The 15,253-nt window shown below is 67.9% G+C and carries 11 protein-coding genes; 5 read left to right on the top strand and 6 right to left on the bottom strand.

Annotated elements, in window-relative coordinates; all coding sequences use genetic code 11:
- Positions 1-215 precede the first annotated feature (215 nt).
- From AB0I94_RS15085 to AB0I94_RS15065, 5 genes are all read right to left on the bottom strand, one after another.
- Positions 216-1,547 carry an MFS transporter gene (locus AB0I94_RS15085; RefSeq protein ID WP_363309999.1) on the bottom strand — a complete coding sequence of 444 codons (1,332 nt, stop codon included), beginning with the start codon at positions 1,545-1,547 and terminating at the stop codon, positions 216-218.
- Positions 1,548-1,657: 110 nt separating this feature from the next.
- On the bottom strand, positions 1,658-3,640 hold the full coding sequence (locus tag AB0I94_RS15080; protein WP_363309998.1) for a HEAT repeat domain-containing protein: 1,983 nt from the start codon (positions 3,638-3,640) through the stop codon (positions 1,658-1,660).
- A complete protein-coding gene (locus tag AB0I94_RS15075; protein ID WP_363309997.1) occupies positions 3,641-4,288 on the bottom strand; it encodes an SAVMC3_10250 family protein in 648 nt (215 codons plus the stop codon).
- A 7-nt stretch (positions 4,289-4,295) separates the two neighbouring features.
- Positions 4,296-4,550, bottom strand: a complete 255-nt coding sequence (locus tag AB0I94_RS15070) for a DUF397 domain-containing protein (RefSeq protein WP_363309996.1) — start codon at positions 4,548-4,550, stop codon at positions 4,296-4,298.
- A complete protein-coding gene (locus AB0I94_RS15065) occupies positions 4,547-5,374 on the bottom strand; it encodes a helix-turn-helix transcriptional regulator (protein ID WP_363309995.1) in 828 nt (275 codons plus the stop codon). Before AB0I94_RS15065 ends, AB0I94_RS15070 begins: the two co-directional genes overlap by 4 nt.
- Before the next feature lie 84 nt (positions 5,375-5,458).
- Here AB0I94_RS15065 and AB0I94_RS15060 point away from each other — a divergent pair, with 84 nt between their 5' ends.
- Positions 5,459-5,878, top strand: coding sequence for an ATP-binding protein (locus AB0I94_RS15060; protein WP_363310143.1), 420 nt, complete (start codon positions 5,459-5,461; stop codon positions 5,876-5,878).
- A gap of 93 nt (positions 5,879-5,971) precedes the next feature.
- Here the strand turns inward: AB0I94_RS15060 and AB0I94_RS15055 are convergent, their stop codons facing one another.
- Positions 5,972-9,826, bottom strand: a complete 3,855-nt coding sequence (locus tag AB0I94_RS15055) for a GH92 family glycosyl hydrolase (RefSeq protein WP_363309994.1) — start codon at positions 9,824-9,826, stop codon at positions 5,972-5,974.
- Between the two features lie 521 nt (positions 9,827-10,347).
- On the opposite strand from AB0I94_RS15055, the gene ngcE reads away from it, so the two are divergent.
- The 4 genes from ngcE to AB0I94_RS15035 all read left to right on the top strand — a co-directional run bounded on the left by ngcE (position 10,348) and on the right by AB0I94_RS15035 (position 15,212).
- Positions 10,348-11,781 carry an N-acetylglucosamine/diacetylchitobiose ABC transporter substrate-binding protein gene (gene ngcE, locus AB0I94_RS15050; protein ID WP_363309993.1) on the top strand — a complete coding sequence of 478 codons (1,434 nt, stop codon included), beginning with the start codon at positions 10,348-10,350 and terminating at the stop codon, positions 11,779-11,781.
- A 190-nt stretch (positions 11,782-11,971) separates the two neighbouring features.
- Entirely contained in the window at positions 11,972-12,886 is a 915-nt protein-coding gene (locus tag AB0I94_RS15045; protein ID WP_363310142.1) for a sugar ABC transporter permease, read from the top strand.
- Between the two features lie 21 nt (positions 12,887-12,907).
- Positions 12,908-13,801, top strand: a complete 894-nt coding sequence (locus tag AB0I94_RS15040) for a carbohydrate ABC transporter permease (protein ID WP_363309992.1) — start codon at positions 12,908-12,910, stop codon at positions 13,799-13,801.
- 148 nt (positions 13,802-13,949) lie between these two features.
- Positions 13,950-15,212, top strand: coding sequence for an extracellular solute-binding protein (locus AB0I94_RS15035; RefSeq protein WP_363309991.1), 1,263 nt, complete (start codon positions 13,950-13,952; stop codon positions 15,210-15,212).
- Positions 15,213-15,253 lie beyond the last annotated feature (41 nt).

Raw genomic sequence — 15,253 nt, 5'->3', positions numbered from 1 at the left:
GGCCCGACTCCTGCGGACGACGGGCGTCGCGCTGACGGGCCCGCGCCCGCTCCACGAGGCCCACATCGAGTCCGAACCGCGGTGCGCCACACCCTCGGCGAGCGCGCCTACGCGGCGGCGTTCGCGGAGGGCGCGCACACCCGGGACCCTTTGCGGCCGGCACTGGGCGGGCCCACCAGGCCCCGCCCACCCGGTGACCGTTACGCGATGCCGCGCTACTTCCTGCGCCCGGCCACAGCCATGCCCACCACCGTGACGAGCACGCACACCGCCGCCCACCCGAACGCCGCCCGGAAATCCGGCCCTTGAGCGCTGCCGCCACCGATCGCCGTACCCACCAGAACCGCGAGCCCGAGCGAGCCGCCGAGTTGGTCGACGGAGCGTTGGACGCCGGAAGCAGTGCCCGCGTCGTCTTCGGTGACGTCGGAGAGGGCCGCGTTCTGCAGGGCCAGCAGGCCGACGCCCATGCCGGCCGCGACGCCGATCATGCCCGGCAGTACATCTATCCACAGGCCGCCCTCGTCCGGCAGCCGGGCCAGCCAGCCGAGCCCCGCCGCCGTGACGAGGAGACCGAGCAGCGCGGTGCGGTTGGTGCCGATCGCCCCCATCAGCCGGGGCGTCAGGAGGATCGCCGACAAGAGCGCGGCACAGAAAGGAAGGTACGCCAACCCGGCCTGGAGCGGCGAGAGTCCGACGGCGTCCTGCATGTAGAGGGTGAGCAGGAAGAAGCTCGTGGAGAGGCCCGCGCTGAGCGGGACCGTCGCCGCGTTGGCCACCGCGCGGGTGCGGTGCGCGAAGAACGAGAGCGGCACCAGCGGACTCTTCGTACGCGCCTCTACGAGGATGAAGGCGGCCAGGAGCACGGCCCCGGCGAACATCGCCGCCACAGACCCGCGCAGGACACCGTAGACGAGCGTGAGGGGACCGCCCGTCAGGAGCGCGGCACCGGGAAGGTCGAGCCGACGGCCCGCGACACGCGAACCGTCCGCCCGCACCAGCATGGGCGTGAGCGCGATGACGAACGCCGCGAGGGGCACATTGATGCCGAAGATCCAGCGCCAGTCGAGGAGTTGGACGATCACTCCGGAGAGCAGTACGCCGACAACGAGCCCGCCCGCCGAGATCGCCCCCCACACCCCGAGCGCCCTGGCGCGCTCCTCGGGACCGGGGAAGAGCAGCGCGATCAGTGACATCGCGGCAGGCGAGGCAAGGGCCTCGCCCGCGCCCTGCGCGAAGCGGGCGGCGATCAGCGTCTCCAGGTTCGGTGCGAGCCCCGCCGCGAGCGACGCGAGTGCGAACAGCGCGGCGCCGAGCAGAAACATCCGCCGCCTGCCGAGCAGATCGGTGAGCCGCCCACCGAGCAGCAGCAGGCCGCCACCGACGAGCGTGTAGCCGGTGACCACCCAGGACAGGGCGGCCGGTCCCGCGTCGAAGCGCTCCCCGATGGCGGGGAGGGCCACGTTCACGACGGTGACGTCGATCGCGATGAGGAACTGCAGGAGGGAGAGAAGGGCAAGCGTGAGCGTGCGCCGGGGAAAGGTGTTCACGGAACGAGCACTCCAGGTCGGCCCCGGGCCGTCGACCGGCGGGGGCGGAGGAAGACAGGACGCTTCCGTGCCGGACCCGCGGGGCGGGTGGGGCACCTGGAGTTACTTGGTCACGGACACGGTGGCGACTGTAGTCGGCCGGATGCCTGGGCGCACTCGATTTCCCGGCGGTCCGCGATGACGGTGAGGGCCGCACGCTGTGCCTCGCCGTCGTGGCCGGTCCTGCGGCAGTAGGCCAGCACGTACTCGTCGGCCTCCTCGGTGCCCAGCTCGGCGAGGGCCCGCACGGCGGCGCCACGGCTGGAGTACCGCCGGTCGTCGGCCAGCAGCGCCACCAGGGGCCCGGCACTCTCCGGCGCGCGTCGCACACCCAGCGCCTCGGCCACCGCCACATGGGCGTCCTCCGGCAGGATCGCCCCGGCCAACTGGCAGAGCCCCGCGACCGCCTCGGCCCCGGGGCAGTGCGTGAGCGCGGCGATCAGTTCATCGGCGACGTCCCTCCGGAGCCGCTGCGCCAGGGATACGAGGACAGGTCCTGCCGGGGCGCCGACCCGGCCCAGGGCTTCGACGGCGGCCCGTGCGACATCGAGGTTCACGTCCAGAGCGGCGACCACCCCGAGCGCCTCGGCCGCCTCTGCCGCCCCGGCCGTCTCGGTCACGGGGAACTCGCCCAGAGCCCGCACCGCCTGTAACCGCACCGGCTCCGACGGGTCCCGCACAGCGGCCAACACCACCGGCAGCGACTCCCGCGCCCCGATCAGCCCCAGTGCGCGCACGGCGCGGGCCCGGAGCGTGCCGGGCTGCTCCTCGTCCCCCGCCAGGGCCGCGAGGCGTTCGGCCGCCGGGCGGTGGCGCAGCGCGGCGAGCGCGTCGACGGCGGCGGTCCGCAGCCCCGGCGTACCGGTGTCGTCCAGGGCGGCAAGGAGCGCAGGAGCGGCCTCCGTGCAGCCCAGAACCCCCAACGCCCGCGCCGCAAAACCCCGTTGGGTCGCATCGCCGCCTCCGGACAGCAGCGCGAGCAGCTCCTGTACGGGTGGCTCCGGCAGGCGGGTCATAGCCCGCGCGGCCGCCTCCCCGATCCGTTCGTCGCCGAGCGCGGCGAGGAGCGCGCCGCCCGCCGCCGTGCCTCCCACGGCGCCGAGCGCGGAGGCCGCGGCCCTGCGCAGGGTCGGGTTCGCCTCGTCAAGGAGCTTGACCAGCGCCGGAACGTCCCGGTAATCGTGTGCCTCGCCGAAGAGTTCGGGCCGGTCCTGGATGAGGGCGCAGACCGTGACGCCGGAACAGCTCGGAGCCCGGTAGGGCGCCCGGCGCCCCGGCGAGGCATCCCTGAGATGGCCCCGCAGTTCGTCCCGGCCTGTCTTGGTCCTGGAGAGGAGCTCCGCCGCGGGCCGTGCGGTCGCGGCATCCGGATCACGCAGCGCGCGCCGCAGCATGATCTCGGGGATCCAGCCTGCCGGCGGGGGCCAGGACTCCTCCGGAAGTTCGGTGAGCGCCCGGACCGCCGCCCTGCGCAGTTCGGCAGAGGTGCCTTCCGAGGCCACGAGGAACAGCAGCGCCGCTCCCGTACGGGGATCGCGCATCGCACCGAGCACCCGCACCGCGTGCACCTCGTCACCGGGCAGCAGCGTCCAGAGCGCGGCCAGCAACGCGGGCACGGCTTCCGGCGGGCGCAGCGCGGCCACCGCGTCGACCACCAGCTTCGAAGGGCGCGGCTCGGCCAGCCTGCCGATCAGTTCGCTGACGACCTCGGGCCCGCCGATGGCGGCCAGGGCCCGGAACACCCCTTCTTCCTGGCCGTGGTTCTCCAGCCGCCCGTCGTGCAGCAGCCGCAGCAACAGCGGGACCGCGCGGCGCTCACGCAGCTTCCCCAGCGAGGCGAGGGCCCGCAGGTGGAGATAGCGCGGGTAGCTCTCAGGCCGCTCCAGACAGTCGAGGAGTGCGTCGGCTGCCGTCGGGCCACCGATGTCACCGAGCAGCGCGGCGGCCTGCCGTGCCATGGGGAACTCGCCGGACCGCAGGACCCGGCACAGGCCCTCGACATCCCCGGCCAGCCGCATCCGGCCCAGGTCGGCGCGTGCCGCACCCTGCTCCACTCAGGCCCCCTGCTCCTGATCCCCGTCCGCCATCGCCACGTACAGCGGCGTGCCGATGACGACCTCCAGTTCGCGCCCGTCCTCCCCGGTGACGGTGCCGTGCAGCAGGCGCCGCGCGAGGAACTCGCTGTAGACGGGCGGTACCGTCAACGACTTGGAGAAGTCCAGGACTTGGCGCAGCGGGGACTGCCTGTTCGCCTGGGGGCGGCCGTCCGGAGCGTCGTGCAGGAGCTGAAACAACGACGGCAGGTTCGAGTAGGCCGCCTGGATCGTGTCGACAGCCGTCCGCTGCCCGATCAGATGGTGCGCCGACCCGATGAGCGCGATGACGGTGTCACCCTCGCGTCCCGTCATGAACGTCGGCCGGTCGGCCGCCCCGTACCCCGCGATCCGCAGCCCCAGATCACCCCGGAACCAGGGCCTCGGCTCCGTCATCCAGCTGACGTCGAACTCCCGCTCCAGATACTTCTCGACGATGTCGAGCCGGTCGTACGTGCCGGCCTCCGCGCGCGGCGACGACTGCACGGCGACGCTCAGCACCTTCAGGTCGACCTTCGCCTCGACGGCGAGCCGCTTGAGCAGCTTGGGCGGGATCTGCTCGTACAGCATGTCCAGCTTGGAGCCGGACACGTAGAGGTAGTAGCGCACGTGCCGGTCAGGCTGGGGCCTGGGGGAGGGCCAGGAAGGCGCTCCAGGCGTCGGGGGCCACGGCGAGCTGCGGGCCGCCGTCCGGGTTCTTGGAGTCGCGGATGTGTACGGCGGTGGGGTGGGCGGCGAATTCCAGGCAGGCGCCGCCCTGCTCGCTGCTGTGGCTGGACTTGCGCCAGGTGTAGGCGACTTCTAGGCATTGGCCGCCTTCGTCGCCGCTGTAGCTGGACTTGAACCACTCAAGCGCGGTGCTGCCGCTCATTGCTCTCCTAGCAGTTGGTCCAACAGGCCCATGGTGTCCTCTGAGTTGAGGGCCTGTGTCCGCAGCATCGCATATTTCTGGGTAAGGATCGCTACCTCATCGGGATCAGCGATCAGTCGGCTTCCGCGTTGTGTCTCTGTGTACGCGAGCCTCTGGTGTTCAGGTGTCTCCAGCAGGACGAAGGGACCGTTGAGCCCCGCGTGTGTGGTGCGTCCGAGCGGCATAACTTGCAGGGAAAGCCCCGGGATTTCAGCGTATTCGCGAAGATGGCGGAGTTGCTCGGCATATACGCCCTTGCCGCCGAGCCAATCTCGTAGTGCCGCTTCCCAGAGTACGAAGCTGGTAGTCGGCGGGACCTTGCGATGCAAGATCGCCTGTCGCTCGATGCGTGTCGCCACGAGCTGCTCGATCTCGTCCTCGTCGTACACCGGAACGCGGCTGCGGAAGACCGCCCGTGCGTACCCCTCGGTCTGAAGCTGGCCGGGGACGAGCAGGCTCTCGTACACGGAGATCGCAATAGCCTCCCGCTCACAATTCAAATACTCCTCCGCCCACCGAGGAACCAGATCCACCTCCGGCATATTGTCGACGGCCGTCTCCAACGTCCGGTTGGTACTTAGGAGCTCGTCCAGCTGGATTGCCAAATCCATCTTGAGAGGCCGCCGCCCCTGCTCAATAGAAGCGATGGCCTCCTCGCTGATGACGAACCGCTCGGCCAGAGACCTCTGCGTGTAGCCCGCAGCCTCGCGGTGGACGGCGAGCAACGCCCCCACCATCCGCATGGCTGAGGCGTTCCTTCGTGACCGTCGCTTGGGACTGCTCATGCCGTCCAACTCCCCATCAGAAGCTCCGCATTCACGCAGTGAACCCGTACAGCCCAGCAGTACGGGTTCACGCACTGCTCCATGATGACCACGGAGTGTGACTCTCGTCACGTGAACGACGAAACTCCACGCGAACGCTTCTACCGGCGTGAACGCCAGTCCGTCCCCGCCGCCCGCGCCTTCGTGAGCGCCGCGCTCGCTGACTGGGAGGTCGGTGAACGCGCGTACGACATCGCTCTCTGCGTCAGCGAGTTGACGACAAACGCCCTGCTGCACGGGGTCCCACCCGGGCGGGGGTTCCGGCTCCACCTCCGTTACGAGGGCGACGTACTGCGCGTGGAAGTGCACGACAGTGGCGGCGGGTGGCCCCGGCCGGGCGACGGCGTCGGCGACGCCGACGAGTCGGGGCGGGGCCTTCTGCTCGTGGCGGCTCTGGCCGACAAGTGGGGTGTCGCCGAACGCGACCCCGGCAAGATCGTCTGGTGCGAGTTCGGCGAATGCTAGAAAGTCGCACCGACACGCCGAAACTGTCGGCGTGTCGGTGCGACTTTTCTGCAATACCCTCGCTCAGCCAGCCAGCCAGCTCACCCAGTCAGCTCAGCCGAGCAGCTCGACCTCCGCGAGCGTCGCCGACCCCTCGGGCACGAGCCGGTAGTGCCGGTACGTCCCCGGATCGTCGACCGTGAACACCCGGGTCTGCTGGTCCCAGGCGAAGGACTCACCCGACCGCTTGTCCAGCTCCCGCCACTTCTCGCCGTCGGCGGAGCCTTCGAGGACCCAGCCGCGCGGCGCCTTCGCCTTGTCCTTCGACGACGTCAGCGTGTACTGCACCGCCTTGGTCTCCTTGGCGACCGGCAGATCGACGGCCGCGTCCGAAGTCGCGTCGGTGGCGGAGGAGTTGTCGAAGAGCGCGCCGTCATCCTTGATGGCGTCACCGCGCGGCGACGGCACCTCGTCGTCCTGCGTGACCGACGTCGGCTGGGCGTTCTTGCCCGTGCCCCACGACGAGGGCTTCGGGCCCATGTCGAACTCCAGGACGCCGCCGCGTGCGATCTCCTTGTGGGGAAGGGCAGTCGAGGTCCACTTCTTGCCGTTGACCTTCAGGCCCTGCACGTACACGTTCTTCGCGCTGTTCTTCGGCGCCTTGACGACCAGGTCACGCCCGCTGTCCAGGTGCACGGTCATCTTGGTGAACTGCGGCGAACCGATCGCGTACTCGCCGCTGCCCATGACCAGCGGATAGAAGCCGAGCGAGGAGAAGAGGTACCAGGCCGACTGCTCGCCGTTGTCCTCGTCGCCGTGGTAGCCCTGCCCGATCTCGCTGCCGGTGTAGAGGCGGGAGAGGACCTCGCGGACCTTCTCCTGCGTCTTGGCCGGCTCACCGGCCGCGTCGTACATGTAGGCGGCGTGGTGGGCGACCTGGTTGGAGTGCCCGTACATGCCCATGCGTACGTCGCGTGCCTCGGTCATCTCGTGGATGACGCCCCCGTAGGAGCCCGCGAACTCGGCGGAGCCGGTCTCCGGAGTGGCGAAGTACTTGTCCAGTTTGTCACCGAGGCCCTTGCGGCCGCCGTACAGGTTGGCCAGGCCGCGCGAGTCCTGCGGGGCGGTGAAGGCGTAGCCCCAGGCGTTCGTCTCCGTGTAGTCGTAACCCCACACACGCGGGTCGAACTTGTCGGACGGGACCCGCCATTCGCCCTTCTTGCTCTTGCCCTGGAAGAACCCGGCCTTGTCGTCGAAGAGCTTCACGTAGTCACGGGCGCGGTTGAGGAAGTACTCCGACTCCTCCTTGTAGCGCTTCTCGCCCGTCTTCTTGTAGAGGGCCTCGCCCATGCGTGAGATGCCGTAGTCGTTGAGGTAACCCTCCAGCGCCCAGGACAGGCCCTCGTGTGTCTCGCTGGGCGTGTAGCCGAGGAAGGGCGAGGTCTCCATGCCCTTGCGGCCGACGCCCGAACTCGGCGGCACCACGGTCGCATTCTTCAGCGCCGCGTCGTACGCGTCCTTGGCGTCGAAGTCCACGCCCTTGACGTACGCGTCGGCGAACGCCACGTCGGACGAGGTGCCCGTCATCAGATCCGCGTAGCCCGGCGAGGACCAACGGGATGTCCAGCCGCCGTCCTTGTACTGCTGCACGAAGCCGTCGACGAGCTCACCGGCCTTCTTCGGCGTGAGGAGCGAGTAGGCGGGCCAGGTCGTGCGATACGTGTCCCAGAAGCCGTTGTTGACGTACGGCTTGCCGTCGACGATCTTCGCACCGGTGTGGGTCGGGGTGTCGGGGCCCGTCTGCGGCGAGAAGGGCGACGCGTACTGGTACTTCGACTTGCCGTCGGCCGAAGTAACCTTCTCGAAGCCGGAGTTGGGATAGAGGTAGAGCCGGTAGAGGCTGGAGTAGAGCGTGGTCCGCTGGCCCTCGCTCGCGCCCTCCACCTCCACCTTGCCGAGGATGTCGTCCCAGCTCTTCTGGGCGCGGTTCTTCACGCGGTCGAAGGAGGTGCCGGACGGGATCTCGCGGTTCAGGTTGGCCTTGGCCTGGTCGAGGCTGATGAGCGAGGTCGCCAGGCGCAGGTTGACCGTGCGGTCCTTGCCCGCCTTGAAGCGCAGGTAGCCGGTGACGTCACCGCCACCGCCGCCGTCGAGCTTGCCGCCGGCCGTTACGGGGGAGTCGAAGGTCCCGTACACGAAGAGCCGGGTCGCGCCGGTGGAGAGCCCGGACTTGACGTCCGAGAAGCCGCTGACGACACCGCTCTCCTTGTCGAGGGTGAGGCCGCCCTTCTCCGAGACGTTGTCGAAGATGACGCTCGCGTCGTCACCGGGATAGGTGAACTTCATCATCGCTGCGTGATCGGTCGGGGCCATCTCGGCCTTCAGACCGTTCTCGAACGTCACGCCGTAGTAGTGCGGGCGTGCCGTCTCCTTCTCGTGCTTGAAGGGCAGCGCGCGCTTCGTGCGGGACGCGGACGGGGTGTCCTTGTCGACCGAAGGCATCATCTGGAACGTCTGCCGGTCACCCATCCAGGGGCTCGGCTCATGGCTCGCGCTGAACGCCTGGATCGTCGGCAGGTTGTCCGCGTTGTTGCCCCGCGCGTAGTCGTAGAGCCAGCTCAGGGAGCCCGCGTTGGTCACCGGCGTCCAGAAGTTGAAGCCGTGCGGGACGGCCGTCGCGGGGAAGGTGTTGCCGCGCGAGAAGCCGCCGCTGGAGTTGGTGCCGCGGGTGGTGTCCGCGTAGTCCGAAGGGTGGGCCTTCGGCTTCGCCGGGGCCTTCTCCTTCAGGGAGACGTCGTCCACCCAGCCGCGGAACTTCGCCGGGCCCTTGGGGGAGTCGTACGCGACGAGCACCCGGTCGACGGTCTTGCCGCGCGCGACCTGCCCGATACGCGCGGCCACGTTGTTCCACTGGTTGACGTAGAGGCCCTTCGCGGCACCCTGGCCCTGCGGGGTCAGCGGGAAGCCGTGCTGGTCCATGGCCTTGAGGTCACTCAGATAGGTGCCGTCGGTGAAGGCCAGGTCCACGGACACGTTCGTGGCGTCGTAATCGAGGTCGCCCTCCGCCATGGACGGGAAGATCCGGTACGACAGCTCGGTGTCACGGCGCACCGAGACGTTCACGTCGAAGACCTTGTTGTACGAGTAGCCGCGGCCGTCCACCTTGTGGGTGCCCGCGTAGCGCAGCGCGCGCTTGCCGGTGAACCCGGCGCCCGACTTCGCGGTCGGGGAGCCGCTGGGGCCGCGGTCCACGAGGGAGAGCATGTCCTCGGGGGCGGGCGCCTCGCTGCCGCCCACGGAGAGCTGGACGTCGGAGAGCTGGAGGGCGTCGGACGCGCCGTTGTTGGCGGTGACCTCCAGGCGGTAGTGGGCGTAGGCGGTGGCGTTGTCGAACTCGTACTTCTTGGTCTGGTGGCGCTTGTCGAACGCCTCACCCTTGCGGGTGTCGAGGACCTTCCAGTCCTTGCCGTCCGTGGAGCCCTGGAGGGTCCAGTCCTTGGGGTCGCGCTCGTCGTGGTCGTTCGCCGACGTCAGCGCGTACATCACGGCCTTGGCCGGTTCGTCCAGGTCGAACTCGACCCAGCCGGTCGGCGCGAAGGTGAGCCACTTGCTGGTGGGCTCCCCGTCGATCAGATTCTCCTTGACCTCACCGCTCCCGGAGTTCTCGCCGCTCGCGCGGACCTCCGTGATGTGGTCGTTCACACTTCCGGGTATCCCCGCACTGAACGCGCCGTTGACACCGGCGGTCCGCTTCTTGCCGTCGGGGCCGGTCTCCACGGTGTTCAGCCAGTCGGGCTGGGCCTCGCCCTCCTCGAACGAGGAGACGAACTCCCGCGCCGCTTTCGGCGGTTCCTCCGGTTTGGCCATCGCGGCGCCCTGCGCTGTCGCGACGAGCGTGAACGCGGCCGCTGTGAGGACCACGGCCGAACGATGGTGTCTGAAGCGAGGCCTGCGTGATCTGTGCGGCATCCCCGAACCCCTCCCTGCGAGTTGGACAACGTTGTCAAGTCGCTGCTCAAGGTCCAGTAGGGCGCCAAGTGGAGGGTGGTGTCAAGGCTGTTGAAAGCGTCGGAGGAGCCGGGAGGTGCGACGGACCTCAAGGGAAAGTCCAAGGGGACTCAGGAGAAAGTCCAATGAGGTGCGAACGGGCGCCAGGGAAGATCGATGGAGGGGAGTCGCGGCGGGGCCCGGACGCGTTCGATTGCTTCGGCTGAATTTGCTCACGCCGTGAACGAACCAGGTCGTGTCTCCGCGAGGTCTCAACTCGGGAAAGACTGCTGGCCCAAGCTGCATTCGATCTTGCTCTGCCGCCGAGAAGTGGACTATACCTATCGGCACCCTGAGTGGCGGGTGCGAGCCCTTGCCATGTAGTTGTCGCACGTTCGGTACCACCAGAGCTTCAACTGACCCGCGGTGTCGGGCCCTTCGCCACTGGCGAGCTGTCGGGAGCCCCGTACGCCGCCTGAGTCCTGGAAGGCGAGGACTTGAGCATGGGATCCACCAGCATCAACCGTCGTGACGTGATGAAGAGGGCCGCGGCCACCAGCCTTCTCGCAGTGCCGGCCATGGGCGCCCTGAGCTCCTGCGCGAGCGGTGGCGGGGACGAGAACAAGGCGGAGAAGGGCGAGAAGTCCAAGAAGAACCCGCTCGGCGTGAAGCCGGACGCCGCACTCGCCGTGGTCGTCTTCAACGGCGGTTATGGCGACAAGTACGCCCAGTTCGTGACCGACATGTACAAGAAGCGGTACCCGGACTCGGACGCCGGCCAGAAGTCGACGACGAAGGTCGCCACTCAGGTGCAGCCGAAGATCGTCCGCGGCAACCCGACGGCCGACGTCATCAACAACTCCGGCGCCGACCAGATGAACCCCGGCAAGCTGGTCTCCAACAAGCAGGTGGCGGACCTCACCGAGCTGCTCGACGCGCCGTCGTGGGACGACCCGAGCGTCAAGGTGCGCGACATCCTCGAACCGGCGGTCGAGGCGAGCGGCAATTTCGGTGGTCCTGGCACCTTCCAGGCCGGCATCTCGCTGACGGTCTACGGCACCTTCTACTCCAAGAAGCTCCTTGAGGAGGGCCTGGATTCCGCGTACCCGAAGACCTGGGACGAGATGCTGGCCGTCTGCAAGAAGGCCAAGGCCAAGGGCATCCACGGCTGGAGCTACCCGGGCGGCCACCCGCGGTACATGTTCTTCAGCATCTACACGATGTTCGCGCAGCGCGGCGGGCGCGAGATCACCACGGCCATGGACCACCTCGAGCCGGGCGCCTGGAAGAACGACGCGGTCAAGGACGTCTTCGAGGCCTGGGAGGAACTGGTCGCCAAGAAGTACGTCCTGACCGGCTTCGACGGCACCGAGGCGCACACCGAGATGCAGACCGCCTGGACCAAGGGGGGCAAGTGCGTCTTCGTGCCCAACGGTTCCTGGGTGGAGAACGAGGCCAAGGACACCACCCCGAAGGACTTCGGGATGTCGTTCGGCCCGAGCCCGTCGCTGGATTCGGGCGACAAGATGCCGTTCGGCACGATCAACGCTCCGGCCGGTGAGTTCTACGTCGTCCCCGAGAAGGCGCAGAACCGGCAGGGCGGCCTGGAGTGGTTGCGGGCGATGTACAGCAAGGAAGCCGCCCTGAACAACTTCAAGGAGCTCTCCGCCCTGCCGGTGGTCAAGGGGGCCATCGACGGCCAGGAATTGCCGCACGGTGTGGCGAGCGTGCAGGCGGCGATCAAGGCCGCCGGCGAGAACGTCGTCATCGCGAAGCACATGGACTGGTACAACGAGCTGTTCCGCGAGGACTTCAACAACATGATCGCCAAGTTCATGCTGGGCCAGATCGGTACCAAGCAGGCCATGGACATCATGGAGAAGGCCGGGGCCCGGATCCTCAAGGACCCTGACGTCGTCAAGGTCAAGAAGTCCTGATCAGCGGCGGATCGTCCGAGAACGCGAGCACGTGAACGAGGCGGGGCGGAGTGGCGTGAAGAGTGACACCCGGGTGGACGATTCCCCACCTTCGAAGAAGGCACCGGAGCGGACGGGCCCACTCAAGGCGCCGAACCGGCTGCTGTTCTTCCTGGCAGTGCTGCTGCCGCCCCGCTTCACGCCTCAGAGCGTGCGCTACGACCGGCGCTACCGGACGCTCGACAAGTACCGCTTCATCGTGGGCTTCCTGGCGCTGCCGCTCGCGTTCTACGCCCTGTTCGTCATCTCGCCCTTCATCCAGGCGATCTACTACTCGTTCACCGACTGGTCCGGCGGGCCGGTGGCGAACTTCATCGGCTTCGACAACTTCACGAAGATGTGGAACGACGAGCGCTTCTGGGAATCCCTGGAAGTGAGCGTGGTCCTGGCGGTCGTCGCCCCGCTGATCACGCTCGTGCTCGGCATGTTCTTCGCCTACATGATCACGTCGGGCGGCAGGCACCGCAGGGGCCAGGCCATCGCCGGTGTCGCGGGCTCGTCGTTCTACAAGGTCGTCTACTTCTTCCCGCAGGTCCTGTCCGTCGCCATCATCGCCGTGGTCTGGGGCCGCGTCTTCAACACCAACAGCGGCCTGATCAACGGCGGCCTCGACAAGGTGGGCATCGACGGCCCCGCCTGGCTGGGCGGCGACCGCGGTCTCGCCCTCATCGCGGTGATGGCGGTGCTCTCCTGGAGCTTCGTCGGCTTCTACGTGGTGCTGTTCTCCGCCGCGATGGGCGCGATCCCCAGGGACATCTACGAGGCGGCGCTGCTCGACGGCGCGGGCCGGGGGCGGACCTTCTTCAGCGTGACGCTCCCGCTGATCTGGGACACCGTGCGCACCGGCTGGATCTACATGGGCATCCAGGCGCTCGACTCGTTCGCGATCGTCCTGGTCATGGTGCCCGAGCACGTCCTGAAGGTGACCCCGGTCTTCCTCTACGAACGGTTCCGGGACGGCCAGTACGGCTATGCCACCTCCATCGGCGTCGTCCTCCTCGTCCTCAGCATGGCGTTCTCGCTGATCGTCATGAGGATCGGGAATCGCGACCGGATCGAATACTGAGACCGCGGGAGCCACTGCATCATGACCACGACCACAGCGCCCCGCGCCGAATCCGCCGACACACCCCGCCGCGAGACCGATTCGGCCGGCGGAGCGACCCTCAACGTCTTCTCGCACGCCTTCCTCGTCCTGTGGGTGGTCCTCGCGGCGGGCCCCCTCGTCTGGGTCGCTCTCACCGCATTCCGCCCGTCGGTCGAGATCCTCAGCGATCCGATGGGCTGGCCGACCTCGTTCCACTGGGAGAACTTCACCAACGCGTGGACCGAGGCGAACATCGGTCAGTACGCCATCAACTCAGTGATCATCCTTGCGGGTTCGCTGACCGGCACCATGCTGCTCGGTTCGATGGCGGCGTACGTGATCGCCCGCTTCACCTTCCCGGGCAACCGGCTGATCTTCATGCTCTTCGCGGGCGGCATGATGTTCCCCGTCATCCTCGCCCTCGTCCCGCTCTTCGCGGTCATGGAGAACTTCGGACTCCTGGACACCCGGCCGGGGCTGATGATCGCGTACATCGCGTACTCACTGCCTTTCACCGTCTTCTTCCTGACCTCCTTCTTCCGCACGCTGCCGACCGGCGTCCAGGAGGCGGCGATGGTCGACGGGGCCTCGCACACCCGCACGTTCTTCCAGATCATGCTGCCGATGGCCAAGCCGGGCCTGGTGAGCATCGGCATCTTCAACTTCCTCGGCCAGTGGAACCAGTACCTGCTTCCGCTGCTGCTCAACAACGAGGAGGAGAGCAGGTACGTGCTGCCGCAGGGGCTCGCCTCGCTGGCGGTCTCGCAGGGCTACCGGGGCGACTGGGGGGCGCTCTTCGCGGGCCTGACGATCGCGATGCTTCCGGTGCTCGTCGTGTACGCGGTGTTCCAGCGCCAGGTGCAGGCCGGGCTCACCGCGGGGGCTCTCAAGTGACGCTGACCGCAGGTGATTTCAGCTTGGCCACGAAAGTGGTCTAGGCCTGTTGCGGCGATTCCGGCCGTGAGTAATGTCGGCGCCACGGCGCCGCGGGGGGACCTTTGCCCGCGTTCAAGTCGACACTGATGTCGAAGGGTTGAACAGCATGAGGAATCGAGTAATCGCCACCGGTGCGGCAACGCTCGCGATGGCAATGGGTCTCAGCGCTTGCGGCGGTGACAGCGACAGCGGCGACGGCAAGACCATCAAGATTGTCGCCGCCGACTACGGCGACAAGGCCTCCAACGCCTCCAAGAAGTACTGGGACGGCGTGAAGAAGGAGTTCGAGGCGGAGAACAAGGGCTACAAGGTCGACGTCCAGGTCATCAACTGGAACGAGATCGACAAGTCCGTCAAGAACATGATCCAGGCGGGCAACCAGCCCGACCTGCTGCAGACCGGCGGCTACGCCGACAAGGTCGCGGACGACCTGCTCTACAAGGCCGACGAGGTCCTCTCGCCCAAGACGCGGGAGAACCTCATCCCCACCTTCGCCAAGGCCGGCGAGGTGAAGGGCACCCAGTACGGCATCCCGTGGGTCTCCTCCAGCCGCGTCATGTTCTACAACAAGGACGCCCTGAAGAAGGCGGGCGTGAAGACGCCGCCCAAGACGTGGGACGAGATCGCCGCGGCCGCCAAGAAGATCAAGTCCTCCAAGGCCGCCGAGACCCCGTACGCCCTGCCGCTCGGCCCCGAGGAGACCCAGGGCGAGACGATGATGTGGGAGCTCGGCAACGGCGGTGGCTACACCGACGCGAGCGGCAAGTACACGCTCGACAGCGCCCAGAACGTCGAGACCTTCGAATGGCTGCAGAAGAACCTCGTCAAGCCTGGCCTCACGTACTCCAACCCGGCCTCCACCGACCGCAAGACGGCCTTCGCGGACTTCGCGGCCGGCAAGGTCGGCATGCTCAACGGCCACCCGAGCCTCATCCAGATGGCCAAGGACGGCAAGGTCGACTACGGCGTCGCGCCCATCCCCGGCAAGGAAGGACCGCTGGAGTCCACCCTCGGCGTGGCCGACTGGATGATGGCGTTCAAGGACGGCGGCGCCGAGAAGGAAGGCGTAAGGAAGTTCCTGGACTTCACGTACTCCAAGAAGATGCTGGAGTTCGACGAGATGTACAACCTGATGCCCGTCACCCAGGACGCGCTCAAGGAGATGCAGACCAACGGCAAGCACAAGGACCTGGAGCCGTTCTTCGAGGTCCTGCCGAACGCCAAGTTCTACCCCCTTGGCGACACCGCCTGGGACGTCATCTCCGCCGAGATGAAGAAGACCGGCGGCAAGGCCGTGAGCGACGACCCGAAGACGGTCCTCGGTGACCTGCAGAAGAAGGCGGAAGCGGCGGCTGCCGAAGCCAAGTAGCGGGCAGGCGGCCCCCGTTCGCTCCGTACGCTCTGTTCGCT

Origin of the sequence: Streptomyces sp. NPDC050147 (assembly GCF_040660195.1) — a bacterium.
GTDB lineage: Bacteria > Actinomycetota > Actinomycetes > Streptomycetales > Streptomycetaceae > Streptomyces.
Note: the sequence above shows the minus strand (reverse complement) of the source record. Positions and strands in the feature narration are given on the sequence as shown.

Excerpts from the sequence above, each read along its gene's own strand:
- AB0I94_RS15035 (WP_363309991.1), top strand. The coding sequence starts at position 13,950 with ATGAGGAATCGAGTAATCGCCACCGGTGCGGCAACGCTCGCGATGGCA.
- AB0I94_RS15055 (WP_363309994.1), bottom strand. The coding sequence starts at position 9,826 with ATGCCGCACAGATCACGCAGGCCTCGCTTCAGACACCATCGTTCGGCC.
- AB0I94_RS15040 (WP_363309992.1), top strand. The coding sequence starts at position 12,908 with ATGACCACGACCACAGCGCCCCGCGCCGAATCCGCCGACACACCCCGC.
- ngcE (WP_363309993.1), top strand. The coding sequence starts at position 10,348 with ATGGGATCCACCAGCATCAACCGTCGTGACGTGATGAAGAGGGCCGCG.
- AB0I94_RS15065 (WP_363309995.1), bottom strand. The coding sequence starts at position 5,374 with ATGAGCAGTCCCAAGCGACGGTCACGAAGGAACGCCTCAGCCATGCGG.
- AB0I94_RS15070 (WP_363309996.1), bottom strand. The coding sequence starts at position 4,550 with ATGAGCGGCAGCACCGCGCTTGAGTGGTTCAAGTCCAGCTACAGCGGC.
- AB0I94_RS15060 (WP_363310143.1), top strand. The coding sequence starts at position 5,459 with ATGACCACGGAGTGTGACTCTCGTCACGTGAACGACGAAACTCCACGC.